Here is a 22,058-nt window from a genome sequence, read left to right on the forward strand (position 1 = left end):
CGGAGGAGAAGCCCGGCTGCTTCTTGGTCTAATTCATTACGCGGAAGGAGCGAACCCTTTTTTGAACTGGCCGATCGCATCCACGAGTGCTTTCTCGTTATCCGAAGTCAGGTCCTTCGTGTCGCGAATGCTCGCGAGAATTTCCGGACGGTTCGAATCGAGGAAAGCCAGGAATTCCGCTTCGAAACGACGTACGTCTTGTACTGGAAGGTCATCGATATGACCTCTCGTTACGACGTAGATCGCTGCTACTTGCTTCTCAACCGGCAGCGGCTGGTTCACACCCTGCTTCAGCAGTTCCAGCGTACGAACACCACGGTTCAGACGGGTTTGCGTAGCACGGTCGAGATCCGAACCGAACTGAGCGAATGCTGCAAGCTCGCGGTACTGTGCAAGATCCAGACGCAGTGTACCGGCAACCTTCTTCATTGCCTTGGTTTGCGCCGAGCCCCCTACACGGGATACGGAGATACCTACGTTAACGGCAGGACGCTGACCGGAGTAGAACAAGTCGGACTCCAGGAAGATCTGTCCGTCCGTAATCGAGATTACGTTCGTAGGGATATAAGCGGATACGTCACCGGCTTGTGTCTCGATGAACGGCAGAGCCGTCATGGAGCCAGCGCCGAGCTCGTCGCTCAGCTTAGCAGAACGCTCGAGAAGACGGGAGTGAAGATAGAAGACGTCACCCGGATAAGCTTCCCGGCCCGGAGGACGGCGGAGCAGCAGGGAGAGCTCACGGTATGCGGCAGCTTGCTTGGACAAGTCATCATATACGATCAGCACGTGCTCGCCTTTGTACATGAAGTACTCGCCCATCGCGCAGCCCGCATATGGAGCAAGCCACAGCATTGGGGACGGCTCGGAAGCCGAAGCGGATACGACGATCGTATAGTCAAGCGCGCCAGCACGGCGGAGTGTTTCAACGAGTGCCACAACTGTGGATTGCTTTTGACCTACGGCAACGTAGATACACTTTACACCGCTGCCCTTTTGGTTGATGATCGTGTCTACGGCAATCGATGTTTTACCTGTTTGACGGTCACCGATGATAAGCTCCCGTTGGCCGCGACCAACCGGAATCATCGCGTCGATTGCTTTAATACCCGTTTGCATTGGCTCATGTACCGATTTACGGGCCATAACACCTGGAGCAGGGGACTCAACCGGACGGGAATGCGTCGTGTTGATTGGACCTTGTCCGTCGATCGGCTGACCAAGGGCGTTCACGACACGGCCCAGCAGCGCTTCGCCTACCGGAACTTCCATGATACGTCCGGTACGCTTTACAGCGTCTCCTTCACGAATTTCCGTGTAAGGTCCAAGAATAACGATACCTACGTTGCTTTCTTCCAAGTTGAACGCATAGCCGAGGACGCCGTTGGAGAACTCGAGAAGCTCTCCAGCCATAACGTTCTCCAAGCCGTGTGCACGGGCGATACCGTCACCGACCTGAATTACCGTACCTACGTCAACCACTTGAATTTCCGATTTATAATTCTCGATCTGTTGTCTGATCAATGTGCTGATTTCTTCAGGCTTGATACTCAACGAACCTCACCCCTATCTACAATGCTTGAGATTGATTCAAAGCTCTTTCCAAACGTTGAAGCTTGCCGGACAGGCTGCCGTCGTACAGGCGGTCGCCGATACGGACCCGAATGCCGCCGAGCAGGCTTTTATCGAGCACCGTGGTTACACGGATTTGCTTGCCGGTAATCTTGCCGAAGGAGGAAGCGATATGACTCTGTTCCTCCGCGTTCAGCTCTACAGGTGTATACACTGTTGCGTTCGCTTGGTTCAACGCTTCGCTAGCGATACGGACATAGTAGCCCACCATCGCTTCCAGCAGTTCCTCCCGGCCTTTCTCGATGAGGAGGGACAGCGTGTTGAAGGTTGTCTCCGACAGCGATGTCGTGAACACTTGCTTCAGCATATCCGCTTTTGCGGCAGCACCAATAGCCGGATGCTTGATCAGCTTGTAGAAGTCGGCGTTCTGCTTGAGCGTAGAGACCACGGCCTTCAGCTCCTCTTCCACCTGCGCGATCCGGCCTTGTTCGTTAGCAATCTCGAATAGGGCTTTCGCGTACCTCTTCGCTACGATCGTATCCTGGCTCATTGATTGCCTCCTACCTCTTTGAGGTACTGCTCAACCAATTGTTCCTGGGACTTTTCGTCAATCTGCTTTTCGATGATCTTCGAAGCGATCAGCACGGACATTGCGCTAACCTGACTTCTCAGGGCAGCTACCGCTTTGTTCTTCTCGTTCTCGATATCGCGGATTGCTTCTTCTTTCAGGCGCACGGATTCCGCTTTCGCCTGAGCGATGATGTCATCCGCTTGCTTCGAGGAGGTCTGTCTCGCCTGCTCGATGATATCGTGAGCTTCCTTGCGCGTTTGCTGGAGAGCCTGCTTCTGCTCTTCTACCAACTGTTCAACCTGCTTACGGTTGTTGTCAGCCGCTTGGACTTGATCCAATACGTGCTGTCTGCGTTTCTCCAAGATGCCGAAGAGCGGACCGAACGCATATTTCTGCAGCAGGAGGTAGAGTACCAAGAAGGCTACGATTTGTATAATAAACGACGACCAATTAATAGCCAAGTAACGTCACTCCCTTCAGATAGCATGGGCAAAACGAAGGCGCGGAGGCTGAGCCATCCCCGCCCTATGAATTCTTAGGCACGACCCATGAACAAGAATGCAAGAACCAGGGATACAACTGGCAGGGCCTCTACGAAACCGATACCGAGGAACATCGTTGTTTGCAGTGTACCGCGAAGTTCTGGCTGACGGGAAATCCCTTCAATTGCACGACCAACGATCAAACCGTTACCGATACCTGCACCCAGTGCTCCCAAACCGAATACTACGCCTGCTGCTACCAATGCTAAAGCTCCCATTGTGAAAAATCCTCCCTCAAATTGGAAAAGTTATATTCTAGTAAAACGAGTATTTCTAACGTTTATTCTAACGGCTGTACTTTAGTGGTGATCTTCTTCGTGAACCAAAGTCTGCGAGATGTAAACCATTGTCAGCATCGTGAAGATAAAGGCTTGAATGGATCCTACGAACACGCTAAAGCCCTGCCATACGAAGAGCGGGATAATCCCGAAGTATCCTGCCGATACGATAACACTGATCATGACTTCGCCCGCATAAATATTACCGTATAGACGAAGAGCAAGTGTCAGCGGTTTCGCGACGGTCTCGACAAGGTTAATTGGCAAGAGAATCGGATACGGTTCGATATAGTGTTTCCAGTAGTGCTTGCTGTTGCGTGTAATGCCGAGATAGTGGCTGAGGCCAATGACCATCAAGGCAAGAGCGGCTGTGATCGACACATCTGCCGTCGGCGATTTCCACCAGCTCACGCCAACTTCATGCGCGCCCTTCTTTGCAGCCTCTTGGAAGGCTTCTTGACTTATGAACGGCTGGCCGGCGATCGTAGCCGATGCGGCATCATGATGTTCCGTAATGATATTGAACGGAAGTCCCAGCATGTTGCCAACGAAGATAAACATAATAAGCGTTAAGCCCAGAGCCAAGAATGGCTTCCCATGCTTGGAGCCCAAAGTGCTTCCGAGGATGCCTTCTACGAACTCAATCACCCATTCCATGAAGTTCTGCATCTTGGAAAGTTTGGTGACGGAGGCGTTCTTCGCGCCGGAAACCGCAATCACAAATACAACCAGGCTCGTTACGATAATCATAAGCAGCGCCGACAAATCGAGATGGAAACCGAAGATTTCAATAACTGGTGCTAAATGTTCCATGTTTTCCTTTTTCACCCCTTTCAAAGAGAGCTATTTGTTGGCTTTCCTGATAGAAATAATACCCAATACAAGTGTTACCAATTGAGTGAAAAAGTATCCTGCAACGGTCGTGGGAAGCGAGACATGTTCCGGATACCGAATGGCCACGATGCCTGCCAGCGTAGCGATAGCCGCCCTTGTCATGAATCCCATATTCGCCTTCCGTGCCGGCGGCTGCTCGTCTCCGTCCGAACCCGTTACTTTACGGATTTTCCATGCCAGGTATCTCGCATTGATCATGCTTACTGCGGATCCCAGCATCACTCCGGCAACGTAGGGTCTATACCCCTCCAGCAGAGCCCAGCCAACCAAACAAAAGGACAAAAAAAAGAGAAAGATGTTTTGAACCGTTTTCAGATGGGCCGAAAATTCATCCATCATAGCCCTCCGGTCAACTTAATAAGTAGATAGATGGATGCAACCGCAGCTGCGAAGCCCAGCAATAGTCCGCCGAGTACCCACATCTGCTCTCCTCCCACGAATCCGCTGAACCACTCCCCTATCCAATACCCGGCACCTACGCATACCGCAAGATCAATCCCGATAGCGCTCGTCAAAGCGACCGCACGCCATGGATTATCCCTATTCGGATCTGGTTGTTTCATTAGCTTCCTCCTGAGAATCCTCATATATTGTATCGAAGTAAAGTAAGATTTGTCAATTAAGTTTCTATAGTGTTTCGCCGGGCCATGCACCTCAAAAACCCCGTAATATCAAGGGTTTTGAGGTTTTCAAACCAAACAGTTGAACTGTACACTGTGACGTTTGTCATGATATTGTCACGGTTTGAACGAGTCCGGTCTTTTGCTTGTATGGCCAAAGTGGTAGAGTATCGCTTCGGCAATCCGTTCAGAGGCTTTGCCATCCCCATAAGGGTTCGCGGAACGGCTCATCCGCTCGTACAATACCTGGTCGCTGAGCAGGGCGCTGGCACGGCTGAATACCTTCTCTTCATCGGTTCCAACAAGCTCGAGCGTACCGGCTTCAATCCCCTCCGGCCGTTCGGTCGTCTCTCTCAGCACGAGGACGGGTACACCGAAGGAAGGCGCCTCTTCCTGCAGGCCGCCGGAGTCCGTCAGTATCAGGTGGGCATGACGGTAGAAGTTATGGAACTCAAAGACATCCAAGGGTTCGATCAGCTTGATCCGCTCGTGTCCGCTGAGCATCTCATAGGCCGGCTCTTTGACAGCCGGGCTCGGATGAACCGCATACACAATCGCGATATCGTCGAAGGCGTCGGCTAGACGGCGGACGGCACGGAAGATTTGACGGTGCGGCTCGCCCTGCGACTCCCGGCGGTGAGCCGTCATCATGACCAGGCGCTTGCCCTTAGCCCAGTCGAGCACTTCATGCTGGAATTCATCCTGCACGGTATATTGGAACACGTCGGTTACGGTATTCCCGGTAACGAATATACGGTCTTCCGCTTTGTTCTCCTTGCGAAGATTTCCTGCTGACCAATCCGTAGGTGCAAAGTGAAGATCGGCGAGCACCCCTGTGAGCTGCCGGTTCATCTCTTCCGGATACGGAGAGAGTTTGTTCCACGTGCGAAGGCCCGCTTCGACATGACCTACCTGAATCTGCTGCAGGAACGCCGCATAGCTTGCCAGGAACGTCGTAAGCGTATCTCCGTGTACAAGGATCAGATCCGGCTTCTCCTGCTGGAAAACGGGATCCAGGCCCTGGAGGACACGAATCGTGACCTCATTGAGAGTCTGGCGCTCTTTCATTACGTCCAGGTCATAGTCAGGTTTGATTTTGAAAATCTCGAGCACCTGATCCAGCATCTGCCGGTGCTGTGCCGTTACGCATACCAGTGATTCAATATGCTCCGGATGCTTTTCGAGTTCTTTGACAAGCGGTGCCATCTTTATCGCTTCTGGCCTTGTCCCGAAAATCGTGATCACTTTCGTCTTTTTCATAGGGCAATCTCCCCCTTCACTTCCCGTATTTTTACTTCGTGCCGAACAAGCGGTCACCGGCATCTCCGAGACCCGGTACAATATATCCGTGATCGTTCAAATAGTCGTCGATGGCGGCGACGTAGAGATCCACATCCGGATGGGCTTCTTGTACCGCCTGCACCCCTTCCGGCGCTGCGATCAGGCACATCAGCTTCATCTGGGTACAGCCTCTTTTCTTCAGAGCCGCAATGGCAGCGTTCGCAGACCCGCCCGTGGCAAGCATCGGGTCAATGACAATAAGTTCCCGTTCCAGCACGTCTGTCGGCAGCTTGGCGTAATATTCTACGGGCTCGAGCGTCTCCGGGTCACGGTACAAGCCGATATGGCCTACCTTTGCGGCCGGAACCAGCTTCAAGATGCCATCCACCATCCCGAGTCCGGCACGCAGAATGGGAATCAGTCCCAGCATGCGCCCCGAAATCACGCGGCACTCCGCCGTGGTGACCGGTGTTTTGACCTCTACCTTCTCGAGCGGAATATCCCGTGTAATCTCATACGCCATTAACGTGGCGACTTCGTCGACCAGCTCGCGAAAATCTTTGGTTGTCGTATTCTCATCCCGTATGTAAGTCAACTTATGCTGAATCAACGGATGATCACAAATGTAAATTTTTCCCATGCATAATTCTCCCTATCTTCACGAAAATCACTTAATGTCCAACAGCTTGCTGTCGATTCCTTGGTTCCCACGCCAAATCCTGTCTATTATACCACAAGACGCCGGAGTTATCCCAGTAGCGATAATCAGCGCGGTCGTGTGCCACGTGGAACAAAAAAGGTGCCCCTCCATTAAGGAGAAGCACCGGTGTGAGCCTTAATAAACCGATTCTAGTAGCCGAGACCCGCATACAACGGGAACTGAGCCGTAAGGTCTTTGACCATGCCCCGCACTTTCTCGTGCACTGCTTCGTCAGCAGGGTTCTTCAGAGTGAGGGAGATGATCTTCGCGATCGTCTTCATCGCTTCCTGGTCCATACCGCGGGAGGTAGCAGCAGGCGTGCCTACACGGATACCGCTCGTTACAAATGGGGAAGTAGGGTCGAACGGAATCGCGTTCTTGTTGACCGTTACACCAACTTCGTCGAGCAGATGCTCGGCGTCTTTGCCGCTGATGTTCAGATTGCGCAGGTCGATCAGCATCAGGTGGTTGTCGGTACCGCCGGACACAAGATTGATGCCTTCAGCCGTCAGGGCATCAGCCAGCGCTTTCGCATTGTCGACAACGTTCTGCGCGTAGGTTTTGAATTCCGGCTGCAGAGCTTCGCCGAATGCTACGGCTTTGGCTGCAATCACATGCATCAGAGGACCGCCTTGGGAGCCCGGGAAGACCGCCTTGTCAATCGCTGCTGCCCATGGCTTACGGCACAGGATCATACCGCCGCGAGGACCGCGGAGCGTCTTGTGGGTAGTCGTCGTCACGAAGTGGGCGTGCGGCACCGGATTCGGGTGCAGGCCTGCCGCAACGAGACCGGCGATATGCGCCATATCGACCATGAAGAGCGCGCCCACATCGTTGGCGATGGAAGCAAGCGCTTCGAAATCGATCGTCCGCGGATAAGCGGAAGCGCCTGCTACGATCAGGCGCGGCTTATGCTTGAATGCCGCTTTGCGGACATCGTCGTAGTCAATGCGGGAATCTTTCTCCGTTACGCCATAAGCTACGAAATTGTACAGAATACCGGAGGCATTCACCGGGGAACCGTGCGTCAAGTGACCGCCGTGAGACAGGTTCATACCCAGGATCGTTTCGCCCGGCTTCACTGCCGCCAAGTATACGGCCATGTTGGCCTGTGCGCCGGAGTGCGGCTGCACGTTCGCATGCTCGGCGCCGAACAGTTCTTTCGCGCGGTCGCGTGCGATATCCTCCACGATGTCGACGTATTCACAGCCGCCATAGTAGCGTTTGTTCGGATAGCCTTCGGCGTACTTGTTCGTCAGAACCGTACCCATCGCCTGCAGCACCGCTTCCGATACGAAGTTCTCAGAAGCGATCAGTTCGATTTTGTCGCGCTGGCGGCCGAGCTCGAGGTTCATGGCCTCGACGATTTTGGGGTCTTGTTTACGCAGTTGTTCCATAGTGGAATTCCTCCCTAAGATTGATTAAATATAACGATTTATATAATTTCAGTTCCCCGGACAAGTCCGGGTCATCTGCAGTTGTCGTTCACCTGCGGAGGCTCCGCCGTATAGACGGCCCTGGCTCCTCCGATCAGCTTGGGCCTGGTGAAGGCCATGGTCACGTGCGCGTCCCCGAGCTGCCGGACGGAAGGCCGGACGGGTACAGCCACGCGTCTGAGGTGCATGCCGATCATCGTATCGCCGATATCGAGGCCCGCATGCGCCTGTACCTCCTCAACCACCACAGCTTCGTGCAGTAGCCGGTAAGCATGCGCCGCCATCGAGCCTCCTGCCCGTGGAGCCGGAATGACGCCGACTTCTTCCAGCCGGTAACGTTCCGCCGCTTCCCGCTCCAAGACAAGTGCACGGTTCAAATGCTCGCAGCACTGAAAGACCGGATAGAAACCCGATTCCGCCCGGACCGCTTCCACCGCCTCATAGATCTGTTGAGCGACTTCGCCGCTTCCCGCCGTACCAATCCGGTGCCCGAGCACTTCGCTGGTGCTTGTCCCGATCACCAGCAGCTGCCCGGGCTTCACGCCGCCCGCCTGAACCAGTTCCCGAAGAATCCGCTCCACCTGCGGGCGCAGGGCGGTCAGAAGGGATGCTCCGCCATCTTCCTGCTTTGCCGAATGCTCCTCTGTCATCTGCTCCCGTCCTTTCGTTCGTGCGGACCGTGTGCTCCCTTACGGGTGCAGCGCGTACTTGTCTTCAATTGCTTTGACCTTGTTGATCCGGCCCACGTGGCGCTCGCCGTTCGAGAATTCCGTCTCCAGCCAGATCTTCACGATTTCCTGAGCTACACCAGGACCGACAACGCGTTCACCGAGTGTAAGCACGTTCGTATCGTTGTGCTCCCGGGTCGCCTTGGCGGAGAACAGATCATGAACCAGCGCACAGCGGATGCCCGGCACCTTGTTCGCCGCAATCGTCATTCCGATGCCCGTACCGCAGATGAGAATCCCCTTATCCGCTTCGCCGGATACAACCTTCTCGCATACCTCAAGCGCATAGTCCGGATAATCCACCGAATCGCCGCAGGAGCATCCGAAATCCTCCACCTCATGGCCCAGCGCCTCCAGGATCGGCTTTAATTCGTCCTTCAGCCGGTACCCCGCGTGGTCTGCACCCATAGCAATTTTCATCCTTCGTCGCCTCCTCGCATTGATCCCATTCATTATACCGCACTCGCGCCACAAAAAGAAAAAGAGCCGAACGCACGCGGAAATCCGCTGTTGCGCAGCTCTTTGCCCAGGCGACCGGCCGTATGTCCCGATGCTCCACTGTGGTTATACCCACTCGTCGCCAGTTACATCGGGTCCTTCGTATCTGTTATTCATCATAACGTAAATGGCCTGTGGCTGTAAAGCCCCATTTGGGAGGAACGGGCCCTTCCAGGCCCTCCGCCGGCCAACACGATAACGATGTTTACTGCACAGCTTTCAGTTTGGATGCCAGCTTGCGCAAGCAGTCCTCAATCTCAGCCGCACATTCTTCGTAGACCCGCAGAGGTCCGCCGAAAGGATCCACGATATCCGGACTCGGCATCTCCTGCTGCAGCTGCCGCACCCGCGCCCGTTCTTCCTCCGTAATTTCCCCGGAGAGCGCCTGCTTCAGCTGCAGATCCGTCACCAGACTTTCGATCTCCGCACGCTTGCCGGCCACTACAGGATCGTCCTGCACATACTCTTTGAGCGTATACACTTTGTCGACGGCTTCCGGATACAGCTGGATGGTATGCCGCTTATGGCTGGAGGTCATCGTCAGAACAAGATCCGACCAGTCGATGGAAGCCTGGTTCAGGTAGCTCGAAACGGACGGCAGACTGCAGCCCTTCGCTTCCAGTACAGCAGCGGCATGAGAAGATGCCGGCGTCCCTTCCATGGCCGCTACTCCGGCTGAACGGACTTCCAGGCCCGCAAGCCCTTCATCCGCGGCAATCCGGCGCATCAACCCTTCTGCCATAGGGCTTCGGCACGTATTGCCTGTACAAACGAACAAAATCCGCTTCATGCGTATCCCCGCCTTTGTCGTCTATTTGTAGTGGTGCTTTACAATCATGGTCATCCTCTTGAATCTATGCTGCCTTACCTCTATATGCACCTTACTATGACTTTACCCCAATTCTATTGTACCTCAAAACGCCCCAACATCAAATCGGGCTAGCTTCAGCCGGTCACGGGGCGGGTTACAGCAGAAACTTCAGACCGAATGCCATCAGGATGACGCCGCCCAGCATCTCCCCGTATTCGCCGATCCATTCTCCCACATGCCTTCCAAGCAGCAGGCCGATCACGGACATGAGGCCTCCCGCCGCGCCGAACATTCCAATAGTGAGCAGCACATCGCCGGAGAACATCCCGAGCGATACGCCTACGGAGAACGCATCAATACTGACGCTGAGCGAGAACAGCAGAAGACCGAGGAAGGAGCGGTGGTCATATGGACGTTCTTCACCCGGGCGCAGCGAGCTGTAGATCATGTGTCCGCCCAGCAGGAGGAGGAGCAGTCCGCCGCACATCGTGGCGACTTTGCCGAGCAGTATTGAGATATATCCGCCCATCCACATGCCGCCGAGAGGCATGAGAACGTGAAACAGCGCCGTGACGCTACTAATCTTCAGAATATCGAGTTTACGGATGCCTTTCATGCCAAGTCCGAGTCCAAGCGAAAGCGCATCGAGCCCAAGCGCCAGTGCCATCAGCCCGATCGAAATGATTTGGCCCCACATGAGAGGCGATGACAACGCCATGCTTCCCCTACCCCCTGTCCTATTCCTAACCATCCTATGCGGACAAGGGGGAAATCATGACTTGTCTCCTTCACCGGTAGGGCCTCTCCGTCAGACGGTTAGGGTACGCCCGCCCGCAGCTTTGCGCAGACGGTTCATGACCGCTGCACCAATGCCCGTCTCCGGGCAGGCTTCGGCCGCAATGAAGGTGACTCCGGCTTCATCGAAGCTTCTCAGAGCGTCATACAGTCCGCGGGCAACGGATGCCAGATCTGCGATTCGCCCGCTGACGGCAACGTGATCGGCATGGAACCGCTCCGCATGCTCGGCATAAGTGAACACACCCGTTCGTTCGCCCCGCTGCCTCGCCGCATCCAGTTCCGCCTGAATGCGGGCATGCTTCTGGGCCAGGTCGCTGCCCTGCACGAGCAGCATGGCCCCTTGCGGTGCGTAATGGGCATACTTCATGCCAGGCGCCCGGGGCGCTTCCGGTCCGGACAGCCCCTCGCCTTCCGCGGCAGCAGTACCGATCACCGGCACGCCAGGCAGCGCCGCTCGCAGTTCGGCCGACGTCACGCCGCCGGGACGCAGAATATGCAGCGCTCCGCCCGTGTATTCGACGACGGTCGATTCGAGCCCGACTCCGGCTTCCCCGCCGTCCACGATCCCGCCGATACGGCCGCCGAGGTCCTCGAGCACGTGGGCCGCCCGGGTCGGGCTCGGCCGGCCCGACCGGTTCGCGCTTGGAGCGGCTACCGGGCAGCGCGCCGCCGCGATCAGTGCCCGTGCGACCGGATGGTCCGGCATCCGGACGCCCACGGTAGACAGGCCCGCCGTCACCAGGGGTGACAGCACGCCGGGCCTCACCGGCAGCACCACGGTGAGCGGACCGGGCCAGAATGCATCGAGCAAACGCGAAACGGCCTCCTCGGGCGGAGCCGTAAGCTCCTCCAACTGAGACCGTTCTGCGATATGCACGATGAGCGGATTATCGGAAGGCCTGCCCTTGGCCGCGAAGACGGCAGCGACCGCTTCCGTACGCCGGGCATCGGCGCCGAGGCCGTAGACGGTCTCCGTAGGGAAGGCTACCGTCCCGCCCTCCCTCAGGAGAGAAGCCGCCTCCGCCAGCTCTGCCGGCACGATCTCTTCCCCCTCGACTTTCCATTGTTTCGTTGTCATCGACATCATCCTACTCTATATTCTCCGGGCGGCCTCCGTGATGCAGGCCTTCCGGGTGATCGTTACGCGAACCACGAGCCGATCTTCTGGAGCAGATCCCACAAGAAGAAGCGGACTTCCGGTTTGGCGGAAAGCGCGGCTCCCTCTTCGGAAGCGGAAGCCTGCGCCGTACGGCGCTGCTGGCCGGCTGCTTTTTCCGATGAGCCTTTTTCCGAGGAAATCTTGGCTGAGGCCATTTCCTTCGCGGATGCTTTGTTGCCAGCCGATGCGCTCTTGTCTACCTCTTCTTCCGCTGCAGCGGCATGAGCCGTGTTGTCCGGCTTCACCACCATCTCGGAGTCAATGAAGCACAGGGGGGGGAACAGCACGCACCACCAATTCTGCCCTTCCGCCTCACCGATGGAGACGCGCAGCGCTTCGTAATCGCCGGCTGGGTACACTTCATTGCCATACATTTTCGTCGGGAACGGAACGACTCCCAGCTCCACATTGTAGTTATAATCAAAACCGTTCTTCCGGAGGGTGCCGCCGACCACCTCTCTGAGCTCAGGCAGATGGGCGCGCACGGCTTCTCTTGCCTCCTCGATGCCCTTTGGCTGTTCGACCCAGCCTTCCATCTCGGCGACGATCGCGTCGCGAACCTCGCGTTTGACCCATTGGTCGGCGGGCGTATCGGAGTTGGCCAGGATTCGCAGACGGATGGACTCCTGCGGAATCTTCGCCCCAGTCTCCCCTGCCGCCGATTCCGCCGCATCGGCAGTAACCAGCATCACATTGGAGCGGTTCGACTCCCAGCAGGCCATCAGCACCATAAAGGCGAACAGCAGATACCCATACCGTTTCCACGACACCCGTTTGACCATTGCAAGCAGCCCCTCTCGGAATCTATGACTCTATAAGTTCTAGTAGTCATTGTGTCCGAATCGCGAGAGTTTATACCTCAAGGCCTCAAGTCTGCAGCAAATGATCCATTTCTTCCGGAGCCTGCCGGGCACGGCTTCCTTTGCTGAAGAACAACCCAGCCGCCATCCCTGCGGAATGACGGCCTCTCTTCCTGGCGGCCTCTAGCTCTCAGGCCGCCGCTAGATTCCTTTGCTGCTGCGGTAGGCGATGACATGCCGCTCGATGCCGGCCAGATCCGGCACGACCAGCACGCCGTCCCAATCGGCTGCCGCCTCCAGCAGACGACGCACCTCGGCGGCCTGCCCCTGGCCGACCTCGAAGCCGACCAGCTGCGGCACCGCCGGCAGCTCCAGGAGTTGCACCGCCAGCCGGCGGTAAGGCTCGAGGCCGTCGGGGCCGCCGTAGAGCGCGGTGCGCGGCTCATGCAGCCGCACCTCCGGCTGCAGCCCCGCCTCATCCGAATCCGGGATATACGGCGGATTCGACACCACCAGATCGAGCGCGGTGCCCTGCTCGATCCAAGGGAGGAGCAGATCCCCTTCCACGAAGGTGATCCGCTCTTCCACTCCGTGGCGCACGGCATTGGCCTGCGCCACGTCGAGAGCCGCGCGCGAGATGTCCGAGGCCATCATGCGCCACGAAGGGCACTGCGCCGCCAGCGTCACGGCGATGGCGCCGCTGCCTGTGCCCACATCGGCCACAAGCGGGCCGCTACCGCCCTCGCCGGGACCCATCCACAGCTGCCGGCCGAGCCGGATGACCGCCTCGACCAGCAGTTCCGTCTCCGGCCGCGGGATGAGCACGGCCGGCGTCACCGTATAGGGGAGCCCATAGAACTCCTGCTCCCCGATAATATACTGCGCCGGCTCGCCCGCCGCTTTGCGCTCCAGCACCCGCTGCCACAGCGCCTCCCGCTCCTGCGGGAACGGCTCCGGCCAGCGGAGCAGCAGACCGCTGCGGTTCTCGCCGAGAACATAGGCGAGCAGCCGCTCGGCGTTGGATTCCGGCTCCAGCACGCCGACCCCCGCCAAAAAAGAAGAAGCCTCAGCATAGGCTTCACGTATGGTTCTCCGCCGCTCATCAAGCACCGGCATATTCTCCTTTTTCCATCTGTTCCGTCTGCGCGGCAATCGTCAAGGCCGAGACAATCTCGCCCATGTCGCCGTTCATGATGGCATCCAGACGGTGCAGCGTAAGGCCGATCCGGTGATCCGTCACCCGGCTCTGCGGGAAGTTGTACGTGCGGATCCGCTCGGAGCGGTCCCCTGTACCGACCTTGCTCTTCCGCTCGGCACCGTACTTATCCATCTCTTCCTGCTGCGCTTTATCGAAGATCCGTGCCCGCAGCACCTGCAGAGCCTTCTCTTTGTTCGAGTTCTGCGACTTGCCGTCCTGGCACGTCGCCACGATACCCGTCGGGATATGCGTTACGCGTACCGCCGATTTGGTCGTGTTGACGGACTGCCCTCCGGCGCCGCTCGAACAGAACGTATCGACGCGGATATCGTTATCGTGGATTTCGATATCGAACTCTTCCATCTCCGGCATCACGGACACCGTTGAAGTCGAGGTATGAATGCGCCCGCCGGACTCCGTTGCCGGGATCCGCTGTACGCGGTGTGCGCCGCTCTCGAACTTCAGCTTGCTGTAAGCTCCCTTGCCGTTAACCATGAAGATGATTTCTTTGAAGCCGCCGAGATCGTTCATGCTCACGTCCAAGACATCGATCTTCCAGCCCTGCGTATCCGCATATTTGGTATACATGCGGTACAGATCTGACGCGAACAATGCCGCCTCGTCCCCGCCGGCTGCTCCGCGGATCTCCACGATGACGTTCTTGTCGTCGTTCGGATCCTTCGGCATCATGAGCACCTTAATGCGTTCTTCGAGCTCGCTCTTGCGCTCTGTCAGTTCTTCGAGCTCCATCTTTACGAGCTCTTTCATCTCGTCGTCGAGCTTCTCTGCCTGCATGGCGCGGGCAGCGTCATACTGCTCCGATACGCTCTTATATTCCATGTAGGAGTCATACGTCTCTTGCAGGTCAGACTGCTCTTTCGAGAACTCCCTCAGCTTCTTCGAGTCCCCCGCAACATCGGGGTCGCAGAGCAGCTCGCTCAGTTTCTCGTAACGGTCCGCCAGTGCTTGTAGCCGGTCCAGCATCGTCATTCACCCTTTCCCTTCATTTCCGTTTCGTTCGTATTCGTGCCCTAGGCCTTCTGCCTGACTATGCTTTGCTGTCTGCTCCGCCGCCTTATGCTTTCTATATCGCTAAGGCGGCCCTACGTGTATGAAGTCCGGCTGCCATGGGCCCCGCTATACGTTGAAACGGAAATGCATGACGTCGCCATCCTGCACCACGTACTCTTTGCCTTCGAGGCGCAGCAGACCTTTTTCCTTCGCTGCATTCATGGAACCGGAATTCATCAGATCGTCGTAGCTTACGACTTCGGCACGGATGAAGCCGCGTTCGAAGTCCGTATGGATGACGCCGGCCGCCTGAGGCGCCTTCATCCCCTTGCGGATCGTCCAGGCACGCACTTCTTGTACGCCGGCCGTGAAATACGTGTACAAACCGAGCAGCTTGTAAGCCGCTTTGATCAGACGCCCGAGACCGGACTCCTGCAGGCCGAGCTCCTCAAGGAACATCTCCTTGTCTTCGCCTTCGAGCTCCGCAATCTCCGATTCCACCTTGGCCGAGATCGGCACGACTTCCGCATTCTCCGCAGCCGCGTATTCGCGTACCTGCTGCACATACGGATTGTCGTCGCTGATCGCGACTTCCGCTTCGCTGACGTTCGCGGCATACAGCACCGGCTTCATGGTGAGCAGATGCAGATCGCGGATGAGCAGCTTCTCATCATCGGTAAGATCCAGGCTGCGCGCCGGCTTGTCATTGTAGAGCGCTTCTTTGACCTTCTCGAGCGTTTCGACTTCTTGGGCGACCTTCTTGTCCCCACCCTTGAGGTTCTTGCGGGAGCGCTCGATCTTCTTGTCGACGGAGTCGACGTCGGCGAGGATCAGTTCGAGGTTGATCGTCTCGATATCGCTGATCGGATCGACCTTGCCCGAGACGTGCGTGATGTTCTCGTCTTGGAAGCAGCGCACGACATGGACGATCGCATCCACTTCACGGATATGCGCGAGGAACTTGTTGCCGAGCCCTTCGCCCTTGCTCGCGCCCTTGACGATACCGGCGATATCGATGAATTCGAATGCCGTCGGCACGACGCGGTTCGGCGTCACGATCTTCGTGAGGCCTTCCAGACGCTCGTCCGGCACCTCCACCACACCGACGTTCGGATCTATAGTACAAAACGGGTAGTTCGCTGATTCTGCCCCAGCTTGTGTTATCGCATTAAACAACGTGGACTTTCCTACATTCGGCAGCCCGACGATTCCTGCTTTCAAAGCCATATCAAGGACAACTCCTATCCGGTATTTCGCTTAGATTCTGACATTCTATTATAGCTTATTATTAGCCATTTTGTCACGCATCGGCACTTTTGAACCCTTCAGGCCCCTGTTTGTATGTAAAAACCGGCCCCCGCCCACCGCGAAGTCCGGCCTTATGCGGATTCCCCCTCCCGGGGTTCCCCTCTCTCTTACTCTTCCGGCTGACCCGAGATGCGCCTCAGTTCATTGGCCAGCCGGTTGACCTCGGCCCGGCTCTCCCCGGCATCTGACGCATAATAGATGGCCGACAGGAAAGCGATCAGCTTGTTGGCGTCTTCCGGCGGGATCAGCACATCGGGCTGCGGCGGCACAGCGACTGTACAGGCTAGGAGCTCGTCGGCTACATCCTGCACGAAACTCGCAAATGACTTGCCAAGCTGCCGCAGGGGCGTCTGGGGGTCGCTTCGCCTGGCGGGATCCAGCACATAGTGCGCCGTAATATCCGTCAGCGGATTAAGCCCGTAGCGGTAGCAGGCATAGGCGAAGACCCACACATACCTTCGGTAGGACTCGGCCAGGCTGATGCTCCCCCCGTAGCACCATTCCACTGCACCGGCCGTATCATTGGCATCCGAACCGTATCTGGCGTTATCGGTCGTCACATTATAGAGCACGTGATACGCCTTCTCCGCCGTCCCCGTCAGCAGGGGAATGCACTCGATGATCTGCTTGTCGTCCACGAACAGATGGGCCGAAGAGGCCATATCGTTCCTTGTCCGCTCATAATAAGCTACATTGGCCGATGCGGTAGAGCTTGGATTTCCCGTATCGTGGGCTACCATGAACCGGCACCGCGACAAGGGGAGCTTCGGCCTTCTCTGGCTCGGTCCGGTCAAATAGCGGGGCGTAATCTCGTATTTCATCAAAAACGCCACGATCCTCACCACCTCTTGGTCTTTCCTACAGCATATGCTGCACAGAGGTGGACGGTACGCGGCGCATCCGTTACTTGGCTTTACTGCTCTTGCTTTTCCGGCTTTCCGACGATTGGTTCGGATCACCGCCTTACCTGAGCTTATTTAAAGATCCGTTTGGCCATCTCTTCCCGCTTTGTCAGAAAATGCGACTCCACCTGCTTTTTCAGAACAAAAGCCCGGAGCGAATTCGCCTTATCCTTCGCCATATCGATGAACTGGGCCCCATAGTAGTACTCCCCGTTCTCTGTCCTCTCGGTCCGGGCGATCTCCGCGCGGCAGGGCATTTCGAAGCCGAGATCGAGCTGCATCTGCAGGATGGAATACTTGCTGAGGCCCACATCTTCGGGAAGCGTAAACCCGACGCCGCTCACGCTGATGTTATGAACCTTGAGCTCCACCTGCTCTTCGAAGAGCCGGTCGCTGCCGTCCGCCATCCGTATGGACATAACGCATCCTTCTTCCTTTACAGCGATCCGGGGGTTCTCCCGTTTCTCGGCGAAACGGTCCCGGTTCTGCGGCGGATTGATGATCATCAGTGCGCCGTGGTCCTTAGCCACCACCGTAGATTCGAACATATAGATACCGCCGGGCGAATACACGGTCAGCTTCACGGTATCGCCCAGCTCAAACACTTTATAATCGGACATTTCGATCTCCAGAATATCGCCTTCCGCATAGCTCAAGATTCCGGTGGATACAAAATTCGCTTTCTCGACCACGGTCCGGCTGTTAAGCATAATACCGCTGGGGCTCCGGTACGTTTCTTCCGTGAGATCGTAAGTTAATCTCGCTGCTGCAGTCTTCATCATGGGGTTGCCACCTCTCGCATCTGTGTATTCTATGATGTATAGGAGAGCCTACGACAAAAAGGCCGACTCCATTCGCAAAGAGGGATCCGCCGCGTACCGCAATCCATTCGGCGGCCAGGCTGTCATAGTCCCATGGGGACCGTAGACCCTAAGCTTTGCGTCCCTGCCTTTCGGCAGGTTTGCCGTAATACGAATGATTCCTAATTTTAGTAGTTCCTTTAGCACCATTACATAGGCACTAATACCTACTTCTAGTTCTTATTATAGTGAAGAACCCCCCATCCATCAAGGCTTTTTTGCAGGTTTCGGACACCAATTATTCACATGTGTATAAGCGTTATAAGTTATTCACATTGTTAAGGGTGTGTGGATAACTTTGGTCCCAAGCTTTCCACTTGCTCTATTATGCGATATTTTCTACAATGTACTGTGCAGCTCTTCTTGTTATCCACAATTTTATCCACAGCGTGTTGACAAAGAATAACATTCTGCAGCACCCTGTCCACATCCGCAGGAAGGAGAGATTGCCGTCCATGGAGGAAGAACATATACATTTCATGCGTGCAGCTATCGAAGAAGCTCGTAAAGCCGAGGCCATCCGCGAAGTTCCGATCGGGGCCGTCATCGTCCGGGACGGGGTCATCATCGGACGCGGGTACAACCGCCGTGAGACGGATCGAGATCCGCTCGCCCATGCGGAGCTGATCGCTATTCGCGAAGCGAGCGAGCACTTGGACGCCTGGCGTCTGCTGAACTGCCGGCTTTACGTTACGCTTGAGCCCTGCCCCATGTGTGCCGGAGCCATCGTTCAATCCCGTATCGATCAGGTGATCTACGGGACGACCGATCCCAAAGCAGGGTGCGCCGGGACATTGATGAACCTGCTTCAGGAAGATCGGTTTAATCACCGTGTCGACTTGATCAGCGGAGTGCTCCAGGAAGAGTGCGGCTCCATGCTCACTGATTTTTTCCGCAGGCTTCGGGGGAAGAAGTAACTCTTGGAAGAAAAAGTTCGGGGGGGAAGGCATCCGGGCATAGACCGTTGTCTTCTCTATCTCGCCTTCTGACGCAGAGGTCTCAGTGATACGGCACCAACGCCCAGCAGGCCCAGAATTCCAAGCATATACCATCCGTACTGGGTAACCGTCCGGGAAATGACATTAATGGAATCTCCGAAGTAATACCCCAGCAGGAAATACAGCAGGGTCCATAGAAATCCCACTCCATAAGAGTAAAGGGCATAGACCCGGTAAGACATCCCATTGATTCCGACAAGATAGGGCACGAGATGCCGGACAACCGGCAAAAAATAACTGAACACGAGCGTAACCGCCCCGTATTTCTCCAGCAGACGGTTCGATCTTTCGATATAGACTTCTATGCTCTTCTTCTTTTTCATCCGCTCCAATACGGGAGGCCCCAGCACCCGGCCCAACATATAGCCGAGGGTTAACCCGGAAGCCACCCCCACGTAGGTAACCAAGAATGCCGGAAGAGGGGCCAGCAGACGGAAGGCGCCGACCATCCCTCCGGTCATGACGACCACCTCATCCGGAATGGGCATGCCCACAATCCCCAGCCAGAGGGCGAAGAACAGAGCCAGGTAGCCGAATTGCTGTATATAACCGAGCAGCGTTTCCATCGTCATCGGATTCGTCTCCTTTTCTCGGAGGGCCTAAGGCCTCACCGGAGTACTCTATCCAGACTTCCCGGAGAGCCGCTCCCCTAAACGCAAGAAGAACCGTCCCCTACTTGGAGAACGGTTCTTTCGCCGTTACTAGTTGCAATGAAGTCACACAGCGTTTCCGATACCGGCTTTTCAATACCCATCCCCTGGCCAGTCACAGCCGCATCACATTAGGGCCTCCCGCCCTGCCGCTGATACCTGCTCCCGATCAAGAGCCGGATGCCCCCTCCGATGAGCAGCACAGAGACGACGAATGTCTGGAAATACCGCTCGAACCAGTAGATGATCCGCTGCTGCGTTTCGGGCGTTACCCACAGATCGAGCGCCTGCAGCAGCACTTGATCCAGCAGGTAGTAGACGCCGAGACCGAGCAGGCCGAAGCCGATCCAGCGCTGATGGTGGATCAGCCAATCCACGACCGGGACGTCCCGCAGCTCTTCCTTGCCCCACTTGGCGATATGCTGCAGGGCATCGAAGAAGCTGAAGAACCACAGCAGCGGGATCAGGAACATAAAGAGGGACAGCCGGAGCACATCCATGATATAGATGCCGAGGAGGAAGCCACCCATGAGCTGCAGTCCCCTCTTTTGCAGGCCGAGATACAGATGCCCCGCTCCAGGAAAGACCGAGAGGATCGTCGCCAGCGTACGGTTCTTCCGGCCGGGGCCCCGCCATTCCTGAAAGTCCTCGAAGAACGTCCGATCGCGCAGCGCTTCGCCGTCTTCCTTGCGCTTCAACAGCTGCACGCAGTCGAACATGCAGTATAACCATAGGATAGGCAGGACGCCGAGGAAGACGAAGAAGTCGTCCTGATTCGTTAACGCCACAATGAAGAAGGTCATGACGATGAGACCGAAGAAGGTCGCCATGAAGGCAAGCCCCCGCTGCATCAGACCGAGTTGGAAGTGCCCGAGACCGGGAATGACGGACAGGAATACCGTGAAATAACGGTCGCTGCCCTCTTCTGGAGGATAACCGTACGAAGCATGGGAAGGGGCTTCATATGGCCTATCGTATAGAGGCTCCCCTTCTACTCTATAGGAAGGTCCCGGATAAGCATAAGGCGGACTCTGACGGGTGGAGAAGAGCAGAGACCAGACCATGTCAGCCAAGTTGACGATGCCCACTCCAATGCCGAGCAGACACAGCACGAGCGCGATTTCGATCTCCCGGTTCACGGCGGAGAAGAAGGAAACGAGGGCAAAACCAAAAAATAGGATGCCGTATACCATGCCTTTGGCTATTCTGCCTCTATACAAGTGGCCGAGGCCGGGAACAAGCGACAGCACCAGGGCCACCATCGGATTTTTATTGATATTCATTAAGGTTCCTCTCTTTCGCGTTTGGACTCCAGGGCATGGATTAGGCCAATGGTCTTCTCCATCAGCTGCCCGGAATATGACCCCGGCTCCCCGGTTATTTGCGCAGGCGGCCGCACCGTCTGTGCCCCATCAGCAGCGCCTACGATGGCTTGGAAGACACCTGAGCCCATCAGCAGCAGGGTAACGGAGGCCGCTACGCCATAATGGAAGAGCGGGTGCTGCAGCCAAGGCCTGGGGCGCTTGGTCTGTTCCACGCCCTCCGGCAGGGAACGCTGCTTGTCCGCTAACCGCTCATGCTCTGCGTCCCACTGGCGCATGATGTCATTCTGGAAGGCGGGCTGTTCCGGAGCTGGCAGCATCCCGGCTGCACCATCCAAGGCCTGCAGGTATAGCTCGAAGCAAGGAGCGCAATCTTCTTCCAAGTGCGCTTCGCAGGCCTCCCTTTCTTCAGGAGACAGCGAATTGAGGATAAAAGCTTGCCACATGCCCAGCGTCACATGATTCATTCCAGATCCTCCTCCTTCCATACTTTGCGCATATACTGCTTGGCCCGGTAGAGCTTGGACTCGACTGTCTTGACGGCGATCTGCTGCTCCGCGGCGATCTGCTGATAGCTCTTATCCTCGAGATAAAAGGCTACCACCACCTTACGGTAAGCTCCGGGCAGCCGCTCCAGGCTCTCCCGCACTCGCTCCCGCCGATCCCGGCGCATCACATGGGCTTCAACAGGGCTCTCCTGCAGCTGGCCGGTTCCCTGCGTTTCTTCCCATTCGCCGGTAAGCTGTTCTTTCTTGCGGTCTCTGGAGCGTTTATAATCAATGGCTTTATGTACGGCGATTCGTGTCAGCCACGTCTTCAATCCTCCATGCCGGTACTGGGGGAGGGAGCTGTAGATCTTCAGCAGCACTTCCTGTGTGACGTCTTCAGCATCCTTGGCCGAGTGCAGGACCGAATAGACCGCCTTGTACAGATCGGCACCGTACCGTTCCACAAGCTCCCGGAACGCTTCCCGGTCTCCCGCTATGATCCGGGCAATCCATGCTTCTTCTGTAATCGGTCTCCCCCTCCCTTCTCTACTTGATAGACGAGCGTCCCCCGCTATTTCACTGCACAATCGCCCAAATCATTTTTTTCCGTATACTCATCCGCTCTGTTCGCTTTTC

26 protein-coding genes and 2 riboswitches are annotated in these 22,058 nt (G+C 56.4%); of the genes, 1 reads left to right on the forward strand and 25 read right to left on the reverse strand.

The genetic code is table 11. The features are described 5' to 3' along the window. Positions 1–36: 36 nt before the first annotated feature. The 21 genes from atpA to O9H32_RS28435 all read right to left on the reverse strand — a co-directional run bounded on the left by atpA (position 37) and on the right by O9H32_RS28435 (position 17,886). The gene (gene atpA / locus O9H32_RS28335) at positions 37–1,551 is read right to left on the reverse strand and encodes a F0F1 ATP synthase subunit alpha (RefSeq protein ID WP_269869478.1); all 1,515 of its coding nucleotides are present in this window, start codon (positions 1,549–1,551) and stop codon (positions 37–39) included. A gap of 16 nt (positions 1,552–1,567) precedes the next feature. Then, a complete protein-coding gene (locus O9H32_RS28340; RefSeq protein ID WP_269869479.1) occupies positions 1,568–2,119 on the reverse strand; it encodes a F0F1 ATP synthase subunit delta in 552 nt (183 codons plus the stop codon). Then, positions 2,116–2,601 carry a F0F1 ATP synthase subunit B gene (atpF, locus tag O9H32_RS28345; RefSeq protein WP_269869480.1) on the reverse strand — a complete coding sequence of 162 codons (486 nt, stop codon included), beginning with the start codon at positions 2,599–2,601 and terminating at the stop codon, positions 2,116–2,118. The genes O9H32_RS28340 and atpF overlap by 4 nt, the downstream gene beginning before the upstream one ends. Before the next feature lie 74 nt (positions 2,602–2,675). Further along, entirely contained in the window at positions 2,676–2,900 is a 225-nt protein-coding gene (gene atpE / locus O9H32_RS28350) for a F0F1 ATP synthase subunit C (RefSeq protein ID WP_269869481.1), read from the reverse strand. Positions 2,901–2,981: 81 nt separating this feature from the next. Beyond that, the gene (atpB, locus tag O9H32_RS28355; protein WP_269869518.1) at positions 2,982–3,773 is read right to left on the reverse strand and encodes a F0F1 ATP synthase subunit A; all 792 of its coding nucleotides are present in this window, start codon (positions 3,771–3,773) and stop codon (positions 2,982–2,984) included. Positions 3,774–3,803: 30 nt separating this feature from the next. Continuing rightward, positions 3,804–4,193 carry an ATP synthase subunit I gene (locus O9H32_RS28360; RefSeq protein WP_269869482.1) on the reverse strand — a complete coding sequence of 130 codons (390 nt, stop codon included), beginning with the start codon at positions 4,191–4,193 and terminating at the stop codon, positions 3,804–3,806. After that, a complete protein-coding gene (locus tag O9H32_RS28365) occupies positions 4,190–4,417 on the reverse strand; it encodes an AtpZ/AtpI family protein (RefSeq protein WP_269869483.1) in 228 nt (75 codons plus the stop codon). The genes O9H32_RS28360 and O9H32_RS28365 overlap by 4 nt, the downstream gene beginning before the upstream one ends. A gap of 174 nt (positions 4,418–4,591) precedes the next feature. Further along, a complete protein-coding gene (gene wecB / locus O9H32_RS28370) occupies positions 4,592–5,734 on the reverse strand; it encodes a non-hydrolyzing UDP-N-acetylglucosamine 2-epimerase (RefSeq protein WP_269869484.1) in 1,143 nt (380 codons plus the stop codon). A 31-nt stretch (positions 5,735–5,765) separates the two neighbouring features. Beyond that, positions 5,766–6,395, reverse strand: coding sequence for a uracil phosphoribosyltransferase (gene upp / locus O9H32_RS28375; protein WP_269869485.1), 630 nt, complete (start codon positions 6,393–6,395; stop codon positions 5,766–5,768). A 209-nt stretch (positions 6,396–6,604) separates the two neighbouring features. Further along, entirely contained in the window at positions 6,605–7,852 is a 1,248-nt protein-coding gene (gene glyA / locus O9H32_RS28380; RefSeq protein WP_269869486.1) for a serine hydroxymethyltransferase, read from the reverse strand. A gap of 71 nt (positions 7,853–7,923) precedes the next feature. Continuing rightward, positions 7,924–8,541, reverse strand: a complete 618-nt coding sequence (locus tag O9H32_RS28385) for a TIGR01440 family protein (RefSeq protein WP_269869487.1) — start codon at positions 8,539–8,541, stop codon at positions 7,924–7,926. A 39-nt stretch (positions 8,542–8,580) separates the two neighbouring features. Next, positions 8,581–9,039 (reverse strand): ribose 5-phosphate isomerase B, encoded by a 459-nt coding sequence (rpiB, locus tag O9H32_RS28390; RefSeq protein WP_269869488.1) that lies wholly within the window; start codon positions 9,037–9,039, stop codon positions 8,581–8,583. A gap of 97 nt (positions 9,040–9,136) precedes the next feature. After that, positions 9,137–9,217: riboswitch (ZMP/ZTP riboswitch) on the reverse strand. Positions 9,218–9,322: 105 nt separating this feature from the next. Beyond that, entirely contained in the window at positions 9,323–9,907 is a 585-nt protein-coding gene (locus tag O9H32_RS28395; protein WP_269869489.1) for a low molecular weight protein arginine phosphatase, read from the reverse strand. A 175-nt stretch (positions 9,908–10,082) separates the two neighbouring features. Then, a complete protein-coding gene (locus O9H32_RS28400; protein ID WP_269869490.1) occupies positions 10,083–10,646 on the reverse strand; it encodes a manganese efflux pump MntP in 564 nt (187 codons plus the stop codon). 90 nt (positions 10,647–10,736) lie between these two features. Beyond that, a complete protein-coding gene (locus O9H32_RS28405; RefSeq protein WP_269869491.1) occupies positions 10,737–11,813 on the reverse strand; it encodes an L-threonylcarbamoyladenylate synthase in 1,077 nt (358 codons plus the stop codon). 53 nt (positions 11,814–11,866) lie between these two features. Further along, a complete protein-coding gene (gene spoIIR / locus O9H32_RS28410; protein WP_269869492.1) occupies positions 11,867–12,667 on the reverse strand; it encodes a stage II sporulation protein R in 801 nt (266 codons plus the stop codon). Positions 12,668–12,886: 219 nt separating this feature from the next. Further along, positions 12,887–13,795 (reverse strand): peptide chain release factor N(5)-glutamine methyltransferase, encoded by a 909-nt coding sequence (gene prmC / locus O9H32_RS28415; RefSeq protein WP_406627405.1) that lies wholly within the window; start codon positions 13,793–13,795, stop codon positions 12,887–12,889. Beyond that, positions 13,788–14,867 carry a peptide chain release factor 1 gene (prfA, locus tag O9H32_RS28420; RefSeq protein WP_269869494.1) on the reverse strand — a complete coding sequence of 360 codons (1,080 nt, stop codon included), beginning with the start codon at positions 14,865–14,867 and terminating at the stop codon, positions 13,788–13,790. Before prfA ends, prmC begins: the two co-directional genes overlap by 8 nt. 153 nt (positions 14,868–15,020) lie before the next feature. After that, complete coding sequence (gene ychF / locus O9H32_RS28425; protein ID WP_269869495.1) at positions 15,021–16,121, reverse strand: redox-regulated ATPase YchF; 1,101 nt, start codon at positions 16,119–16,121, stop codon at positions 15,021–15,023. A 188-nt stretch (positions 16,122–16,309) separates the two neighbouring features. Next, positions 16,310–17,035 (reverse strand): peptidoglycan recognition protein family protein, encoded by a 726-nt coding sequence (locus tag O9H32_RS28430; RefSeq protein WP_269869496.1) that lies wholly within the window; start codon positions 17,033–17,035, stop codon positions 16,310–16,312. Positions 17,036–17,175: 140 nt separating this feature from the next. Continuing rightward, entirely contained in the window at positions 17,176–17,886 is a 711-nt protein-coding gene (locus tag O9H32_RS28435; RefSeq protein WP_269869497.1) for a PilZ domain-containing protein, read from the reverse strand. A 106-nt stretch (positions 17,887–17,992) separates the two neighbouring features. Continuing rightward, a riboswitch (cyclic di-GMP riboswitch) is annotated at positions 17,993–18,080 on the reverse strand. Between the two features lie 339 nt (positions 18,081–18,419). On the opposite strand from O9H32_RS28435, the gene tadA reads away from it, so the two are divergent. Further along, positions 18,420–18,881, forward strand: a complete 462-nt coding sequence (gene tadA, locus O9H32_RS28440) for a tRNA adenosine(34) deaminase TadA (RefSeq protein ID WP_269869498.1) — start codon at positions 18,420–18,422, stop codon at positions 18,879–18,881. 56 nt (positions 18,882–18,937) lie between these two features. On the opposite strand, the gene O9H32_RS28445 is transcribed toward tadA, so the two are convergent. From O9H32_RS28445 to O9H32_RS28460, 4 genes are all read right to left on the reverse strand, one after another. Then, entirely contained in the window at positions 18,938–19,534 is a 597-nt protein-coding gene (locus O9H32_RS28445) for a DedA family protein (RefSeq protein ID WP_269869499.1), read from the reverse strand. 209 nt (positions 19,535–19,743) lie between these two features. Beyond that, the gene (locus O9H32_RS28450) at positions 19,744–20,895 is read right to left on the reverse strand and encodes a DUF6677 family protein (protein WP_269869500.1); all 1,152 of its coding nucleotides are present in this window, start codon (positions 20,893–20,895) and stop codon (positions 19,744–19,746) included. Continuing rightward, complete coding sequence (locus tag O9H32_RS28455) at positions 20,895–21,401, reverse strand: zf-HC2 domain-containing protein (protein WP_269869501.1); 507 nt, start codon at positions 21,399–21,401, stop codon at positions 20,895–20,897. The genes O9H32_RS28450 and O9H32_RS28455 overlap by 1 nt, the downstream gene beginning before the upstream one ends. Beyond that, complete coding sequence (locus tag O9H32_RS28460; RefSeq protein ID WP_269869502.1) at positions 21,398–22,009, reverse strand: RNA polymerase sigma factor; 612 nt, start codon at positions 22,007–22,009, stop codon at positions 21,398–21,400. Before O9H32_RS28460 ends, O9H32_RS28455 begins: the two co-directional genes overlap by 4 nt. Positions 22,010–22,058: the final 49 nt, after the last annotated feature.

This window comes from Paenibacillus caseinilyticus, from assembly GCF_027533645.1.
Lineage (GTDB): Bacteria > Bacillota > Bacilli > Paenibacillales > NBRC-103111 > Paenibacillus_G > Paenibacillus_G caseinilyticus.